8 protein-coding genes, 1 rRNA gene and 1 other RNA gene are annotated in these 6436 nt (G+C 45.9%); 8 read left to right on the top strand and 2 right to left on the bottom strand.

The genetic code is table 11. The features are described from left to right. Positions 1-20 precede the first annotated feature (20 nt). Positions 21-1307 (bottom strand): glycoside hydrolase family 18 protein, encoded by a 1287-nt coding sequence (locus BLQ53_RS06085; protein ID WP_093726372.1) that lies wholly within the window; start codon positions 1305-1307, stop codon positions 21-23. A gap of 60 nt (positions 1308-1367) precedes the next feature. Further along, entirely contained in the window at positions 1368-1892 is a 525-nt protein-coding gene (locus BLQ53_RS06090; RefSeq protein WP_093726373.1) for a cysteine hydrolase family protein, read from the bottom strand. A 93-nt stretch (positions 1893-1985) separates the two neighbouring features. Between BLQ53_RS06090 and tadA the strand changes: the two genes are divergently transcribed. The 8 genes from tadA to BLQ53_RS19055 all read left to right on the top strand — a co-directional run. After that, entirely contained in the window at positions 1986-2471 is a 486-nt protein-coding gene (gene tadA / locus BLQ53_RS06095) for a tRNA adenosine(34) deaminase TadA (RefSeq protein WP_425288286.1), read from the top strand. A 68-nt stretch (positions 2472-2539) separates the two neighbouring features. Further along, positions 2540-2805: signal recognition particle sRNA large type (ffs, locus tag BLQ53_RS06100), an RNA gene on the top strand. A gap of 119 nt (positions 2806-2924) precedes the next feature. Beyond that, positions 2925-4601, top strand: a complete 1677-nt coding sequence (gene dnaX, locus BLQ53_RS06105; RefSeq protein WP_093726375.1) for a DNA polymerase III subunit gamma/tau — start codon at positions 2925-2927, stop codon at positions 4599-4601. Between the two features lie 26 nt (positions 4602-4627). Further along, entirely contained in the window at positions 4628-4945 is a 318-nt protein-coding gene (locus BLQ53_RS06110; protein ID WP_093726376.1) for a YbaB/EbfC family nucleoid-associated protein, read from the top strand. Positions 4946-4960: 15 nt separating this feature from the next. Further along, positions 4961-5557: a recombination mediator RecR gene (recR, locus tag BLQ53_RS06115; RefSeq protein WP_093726377.1), complete on the top strand. Its 597-nt coding sequence runs from the start codon at positions 4961-4963 to the stop codon at positions 5555-5557. Positions 5558-5570: 13 nt separating this feature from the next. Further along, positions 5571-5786, top strand: a complete 216-nt coding sequence (locus tag BLQ53_RS06120; protein WP_244499268.1) for a YaaL family protein — start codon at positions 5571-5573, stop codon at positions 5784-5786. A 74-nt stretch (positions 5787-5860) separates the two neighbouring features. Further along, a complete protein-coding gene (locus tag BLQ53_RS06125; protein ID WP_093726378.1) occupies positions 5861-6121 on the top strand; it encodes a pro-sigmaK processing inhibitor BofA family protein in 261 nt (86 codons plus the stop codon). A 234-nt stretch (positions 6122-6355) separates the two neighbouring features. Next, positions 6356-6436, top strand: a 16S ribosomal RNA gene (locus tag BLQ53_RS19055); the annotation flags it as partial.

Consider the following 6436-nt stretch of genomic DNA (forward strand, 5'->3'; position numbering starts at 1 on the left):
AGCAGTTTTGATACTGCTCTTTACAGTTTCCTGATAATGAAGTTATCGGTAAGCAATAGCCAATTTTGTGGAAAGGACAGACCAAGCTTCCAATAAGCGATGCCGCGTAAATTCAACTCCTTGGTCAAGTCGAATTTAGCTTGGATGGAACGGGCATCTTCGAACCATACTTCATGCTGCGCACCATCTGCATCGGTATAATTGAAGAAGGGTGCTTGTGCTGTTGTGTCGTATTGAATCGCAGCATTATTTTCGCGGGCGATGGCAATGGCCCGCTGGGGACTGACAGCTTTGGCATAGTCTCCCCCTGGCTCATAAGGAAGCGTCCAATCATAACCGTATAAATTTTGACCCATCACGATCTTGTCGGCTGGCATTTCAGTTAGAGCATATTCTACTACATCCCGTACATTCGGTAATGGAGAAACCGCTAATGGCGGCCCGCCGCTATAACCCCATTCATAAGTCATCAAAATGACGAAATCGACAATTTCTCCATGTGCAGCATAATCATGTGCTTCATACCATTGCCCTTGCTGTGTCGCGCTCGTTTTTGGGGCAACTGCTGTCGAAACGCGGAGCCCCTCAGGTCGAAGTCTGGCAACAGCACGCCTGAGAAAGCTATTATAGTCTTCCCGATTTTCCGCAGGCAGGAATTCAATATCAAAATGCACCTCGCGGAAGCCAACATCCCTGGCCGTATTGATGATATTTGTAAATAAGCGATCCTGGACAGAAGTGACAGTGACAATACGGGTTCCCAGCTCAGCACTGAATTGTCCATTTTCAATCGTTGAGATAGCTAAGCTTAGGGTGGTGTTGTTATTTTGCGCTATCGTGGCAAAATCATTTAATGGCGGGGCAGTGAGGTTTCCTTCTCGATCTACTCGGTAGCTGAACGGCATCAGATAAGTGAGATAAGGAGCGCGTTGTCTTGCTGCAGTCTCCAAAGTCTGGGATACAGTATTTCCAGTTGGCTCGATGTAGGCATTCGACTCAATCTGTCTTTTTGGTTTGGCGGGCAAATAAAGACGCTGTCCTGGCTGCAAGACCGCTGATGGTGAGATACTATTGATACGGGCAAGCTCCGCAACTGATAAGTTATTTCTGCCGGCAATGGCGTAAAGACTGTCTCCTGCTTGGACATAATAGAATGAGCCGATGATCGGAATCACCATCGCTTGACCAACGACAAGATCATTAGGCGCTTCCAATTCGTTTGCGGTAATCAATTCCTGACTTGTTGTACCATAACGGCTTGCGATGCCGGCCAATGTATCACCAGCCTGCACTGTGTATATTTGCAAAACGACCCCTCCTTATAAAAGCCTCTGTAGAAAGGCTATGCCCGGAGGAGCCGTCATATGTCAAATGTGATCTATGTTTGCATTTAGAGTTGTTTCAATGACACGCAGAGCATCATCATTTTGTTCTTTTGTATTGGATGCAACACAGTTTCTGGGCACATCCAGCTTAAATTCCCGCATATGGGCATCATTGGCTGAGAAAATGATGCAGATATTACCGGCAACACCAGCCAGAATGACGTGATTGCAACCAAGCTCTTTCAATAAAGATGGGAGCGATGTCTGGAAGAATGCAGAGTGCTTCGGCTTCAAAAGAAAATAATCATCTTCATTTGGCATCATGGAATCGATGATCTCTTTATTGGCTTCTTTCCTACAATAATTTGCTATTTTTTTGAAGTTATCCTGCCAGATGCCATAGTGATCATTCACGAAGATGACAGGCCAGTCATTCTCTTTTGCTTTCTGCCGCAGCTTCTCCCAGTTAGGGAGGATTTTCTTTGTATTCTCCAGCAGCTTATCACCGCTGGGGAAATCGAAATTGTTGAACACATCTATAAACAAGACAGCTTTATGGTCACTCATGATAATTCCCCTTTACTTCGTAGTAGGAAGCTTCTTATACTTATACATTATCAACTTTACGTAATTTGAAACCTTTGGATAGAAATGTGGGAGATAACTATGACGACTGATGCTTATTGGATGGAGCAAGCGATAAAAGAAGCAAAACGTGCCGAGCATCTCGGAGAAGTACCGATCGGGGCGATAATCGTGAAGGACGGGGAAATCATTGCTTCAGGATTCAATCTCAGGGAGACGACCCAGCAGGCACATTCCCACGCGGAAATGCATGCCATCCAAGCTGCCAATGAAAAAATAGGAAGCTGGCGGCTGGAAGATTGTGATCTGTATGTAACACTTGAGCCGTGCCCAATGTGTGCAGGAGCCATCATCCAATCGCGGATCCGCCGCGTCATATTCGGTGCTTATGATCCAAAAGCAGGCTGTGCAGGCACTTTATATAATTTACTGGAAGACGATCGTTTCAATCATCAAACAGAAGTGACAGGCGGTGTACTGCAGGAAGAATGCGGCGGGCTGCTGACGTCATTCTTCCGGGATTTGCGCAAACGGAAATCTGCAAAAAACAGCCGGGATTGATTTTTTTTCATAAACAAGCTATACTATAAAGTGCGCTATCGAAGCGCCTAACTTTATTCACAACTTAGCCGTGCTAAGCGGGGAGGTAGCGGTGCCCTGTACTCGCAATCCGCTGTAGCGAGGCCGAATTCCCACCCGAGGTAATGCGGCTTTAAGGTCTGCCATAAGGAATTGGTGTTGACACCCGGGTCCTGCGCAACAGGAACCTGTGAACCCTGTCAGGTCCGGAAGGAAGCAGCAGTAAGCAGTCTCTCCTGTGTGCCGCGGGGAAGCCTGGGTCGAGCCATGAACTTATGTAACGCTTAGATCCGTATTATCGACGGTGGGTGCACGGCGCTTAACCAATAAACAATCAGAGTCCTTGCCATTTGGTAAGGGCTCTTTTTATACATGTAGTATCCATAACTTAATTCCGTTATAATGAAGGAAGAATGAAAAAAGGAGCGCGGCGTGATGAGTTATCAAGCGTTATACCGTGTCTGGAGGCCGAGGACATTTGCTGATGTCGTAGGCCAGGAGCCGATCATCCGGACGTTGAAGAATGCGATTATGCAGGATAAATTCTCGCATGCCTACTTGTTTTCCGGTCCGCGTGGTACCGGGAAGACAAGTGCGGCCAAGATCTTTGCCAAGACCATCAACTGTGAGCATGCACCGATAGAAGAAGCATGCAACGAGTGTGCTGCCTGCAGAGGTATTCAGGATGGTTCGATTGCAGATGTGATCGAAATCGATGCAGCGTCCAATAACGGTGTCGAACAAATACGCGATATCCGGGACAAAGTAAAATATGCTCCAAGTGCGGTGAAATATAAGGTGTATATCATCGATGAAGTGCATATGCTCTCGATCGGAGCCTTCAATGCACTCCTCAAGACATTGGAAGAGCCGCCGAAGCATGTAGTCTTCATCTTGGCGACAACAGAGCCGCATAAGATTCCGCTGACGATCATCTCCCGCTGTCAGCGTTTCGATTTCAAACGCATCAATCAGCAGGCAATGGTAAACAGGATGCAGGAGATCTTGGAGAAAGAACAGATCACTGTTTCGACAGATGCCGTAGAGTCAGTTGCACTCGCAGCAGAAGGCGGAATGCGGGATGCACTCAGTTTGCTCGACCAGGCAATATCCTATAGTGAAGATTCAGTGGAGCTTGAGGATGTGCTGGCAGTCACCGGCGCTGTGTCACAGGATAGACTGACGCAAATAATCCGGGCTTGCGCAAGGCAGGATGTTCAAACAGCCCTTGAACAAGTTGACCTGCTGATACAGGATGGGAAGGATCCAGGAAGATTCGTTTTTGACCTCATCTATTACTTACGGGATTTGCTTATGTTCCAAAGTGCTCCTGGTATGGAGAACATCCTTGAACGCGTACTGGTAGATGATAATTTCAAGCAGCTGGCAGAGGAAGTGGATGGTGCTTGGATCCGGGAAGCGATTGTCGAATTGAATCGCTGTCAGCAGGAAATCAAATGGGCAAACAGTCCGAAAGTATTCGTCGAGATTGCGATTCTGCACATTGCTGACCAAAGTGCCCCAGCAGCTAATGTGGAGGTCGAGGCTGTACAGCAGCTGACGCGCAAAATTTCTCAGCTGGAACAGGAATTGAAGCAATTGAAACAGCAGTCCCAAACCGCTGCAGCTCCCGTCGAACAGCCTAAACGTCCAGCAAGGACAGGAAGCAAAAACAGCTACCGCATTCCATTTGAACGTATCCGGCAAGTGTTATCAGAGGCGACAAAGGATGAGCTGAAGCTTGTAGCTGAGCACTGGGCAAGCTTCATGGATGCCTTGAAGCGCCAGAGCGCCCCTGCACATGCGACAATTCTTAACAGCAAACCGAGGGCAGCTTCCCAGAATGCACTTATCATCGGCTTCAAATATGAGATCCACTGTTCACTTGCCTTGGAACATAAAGACACGATAGAATCATTATTAGCAGAACGGATCGGGCACCAAGTTACGGTGATTCCGATTCCGGAGGCAAATTGGACAGAACTGCGGGAAGATTTTTTGAAGAATCAAAAGCAACAGGATTCAGATGAGGATACAAAGCAGGAGGAAGACCCGATTATTTCGGAGGCTAGGAAGCTGGTCGGAGATGACTTACTCGAAATAAGAGAATGACAATCAATCCAAGGAGGGATTTTTCCATGCGTGGTGGTGGGAATATGAACAATATGATGAAACAGATGCAGAAAATGCAGAAAAAGATGATGCAGGCTCAAGAAGAGCTTTACGAAATGACTTTCGAAGCAACTGCAGGCGGCGGTGCTGTAAAGGTAGTCGCCAATGGTAAAAAGGAAATCACGGATGTAGTCATCCAGGAAGAAGTAGTAGATCCGGATGATGTAGAAATGCTTCAGGATCTGATCATCTCTGCTACAAATGAAGTGTTGAAGCAAGTTGATGAAAAATCAAACCAAACAATGGGACAGTTCACCAAAGGGTTACCTGGAGGAATGTTCTAGGAGGAAACTGAATAGATGTATTATCCCGAACCGATTTCGAAACTGATCGACAGTTTTACTAAATTGCCTGGAATCGGACCAAAGACTGCCGTGCGTCTTGCGTTTCATGTGCTTAGTATGAAGGAAGATGACGTCATGGATTTTGCGAAGGCTCTAGTGAATGCCAAACGTGAATTGACCCACTGCAGTATCTGCGGTCATATCACCGATCAGGATCCTTGTAGTATTTGTCAGGATGAAGCAAGAGATAGCTCTCTTATTTGTGTCGTGCAGGACCCGAAAGATGTCATTGCGATGGAGAAGATGCGGGAATTCAATGGGAAGTATCATGTCCTGCATGGTGCTATTTCTCCTATGGATGGCATCGGACCTGAGGATATTAATGTCCCATCGTTATTAAACCGTCTCAAGGATGAAGAAGTGAAGGAATTGATCCTAGCTACCAATCCGAACATAGAAGGCGAAGCAACTGCAATGTATATATCCAAGCTAGTCAAACCATCTGGTATAAGGACAACTAGGATTGCACACGGCCTGCCGATGGGTGGAGATCTGGAATATGCAGATGAAGTCACCCTTTCCAAAGCGATGGAAGGCAGAAGAGAACTGTAAAGCAGGTGAGATAATGGCTGGCAGAAGATTGAAGAGATCCGACGTGGACAAAGAGTTGTTAGAAGGCATATTCAAAATGAAAAATGATTGGATGAGCATCCGATCCATAATAGAAAGAAGTGTCGATGCCAGTGAAATGGGGCGGTATGATTTACAAGTGGCACAAGCCAAATATCTGTTCATGCTCCGTGAAGCTAGACACCGTAATTTGAACGCATTGCGTACTTGACGCAATGCGTGTTCTTTTTTCTTGTCCGTATTCATAATGTAGAAAAGCAGGACAAGTTAAAGGAGAGATGAATTATGTCGTATGCAATCATCGGAGTGCTGTTGGCAGCAGTGGTGGTCCTACTCATTTCAGGAACGTCTGGAAAGCTGTTCAGTTTAATGGTTAAAGGTTCGATTAGAGTGGTATTAGCTGTCTTTCTATTATTTTTATTCAATGTAGTAGGTGCGCTTGCTGGACTCCATATCCCGATAAACGCATCAACGGCGGTGTTGGTAGGTATATTAGGAATCCCGGGTATAGCATCTCTAGCTGCAATTCAATATTTTATATTATAAAGTCTTGCATTATGTCCAAAAACGTGATAAATTATTCAAGTCGCTTCGGAACGGAGCTGATGAAATAAAAAACATGTTGACAATGTAAGTTTGAACATGATATGATGTTCTAGTCGCCAAACGAGCGACAGAACGAAATTGATCTTTGAAAACTGAACAAAACAACCAATTACGAACTAAACGACATGATCATTAAGATCAACGTCAGCTCTAACGAGCAAAAGCATCAACACTTTCATGGAGAGTTTGATCTTGGCTCAGGACGAACGCTGGCGGCGTGCCTAATACATGCAAGTCGAGCGCAGGAAACCAGAT

The sequence above is a fragment of the Terribacillus halophilus genome (assembly GCF_900101385.1).
GTDB lineage: Bacteria > Bacillota > Bacilli > Bacillales > Amphibacillaceae > Terribacillus > Terribacillus halophilus.

Coding starts and splice junctions, on each gene's coding strand:
- BLQ53_RS06090 (WP_093726373.1), bottom strand. CDS start 1,892: ATGAGTGACCATAAAGCTGTCTTGTTTATAGATGTGTTCAACAATTTC.
- recR (WP_093726377.1), top strand. CDS start 4,961: ATGTATTATCCCGAACCGATTTCGAAACTGATCGACAGTTTTACTAAA.
- BLQ53_RS06125 (WP_093726378.1), top strand. CDS start 5,861: ATGTCGTATGCAATCATCGGAGTGCTGTTGGCAGCAGTGGTGGTCCTA.
- BLQ53_RS06120 (WP_244499268.1), top strand. CDS start 5,571: ATGGCTGGCAGAAGATTGAAGAGATCCGACGTGGACAAAGAGTTGTTA.
- dnaX (WP_093726375.1), top strand. CDS start 2,925: ATGAGTTATCAAGCGTTATACCGTGTCTGGAGGCCGAGGACATTTGCT.
- BLQ53_RS06110 (WP_093726376.1), top strand. CDS start 4,628: ATGCGTGGTGGTGGGAATATGAACAATATGATGAAACAGATGCAGAAA.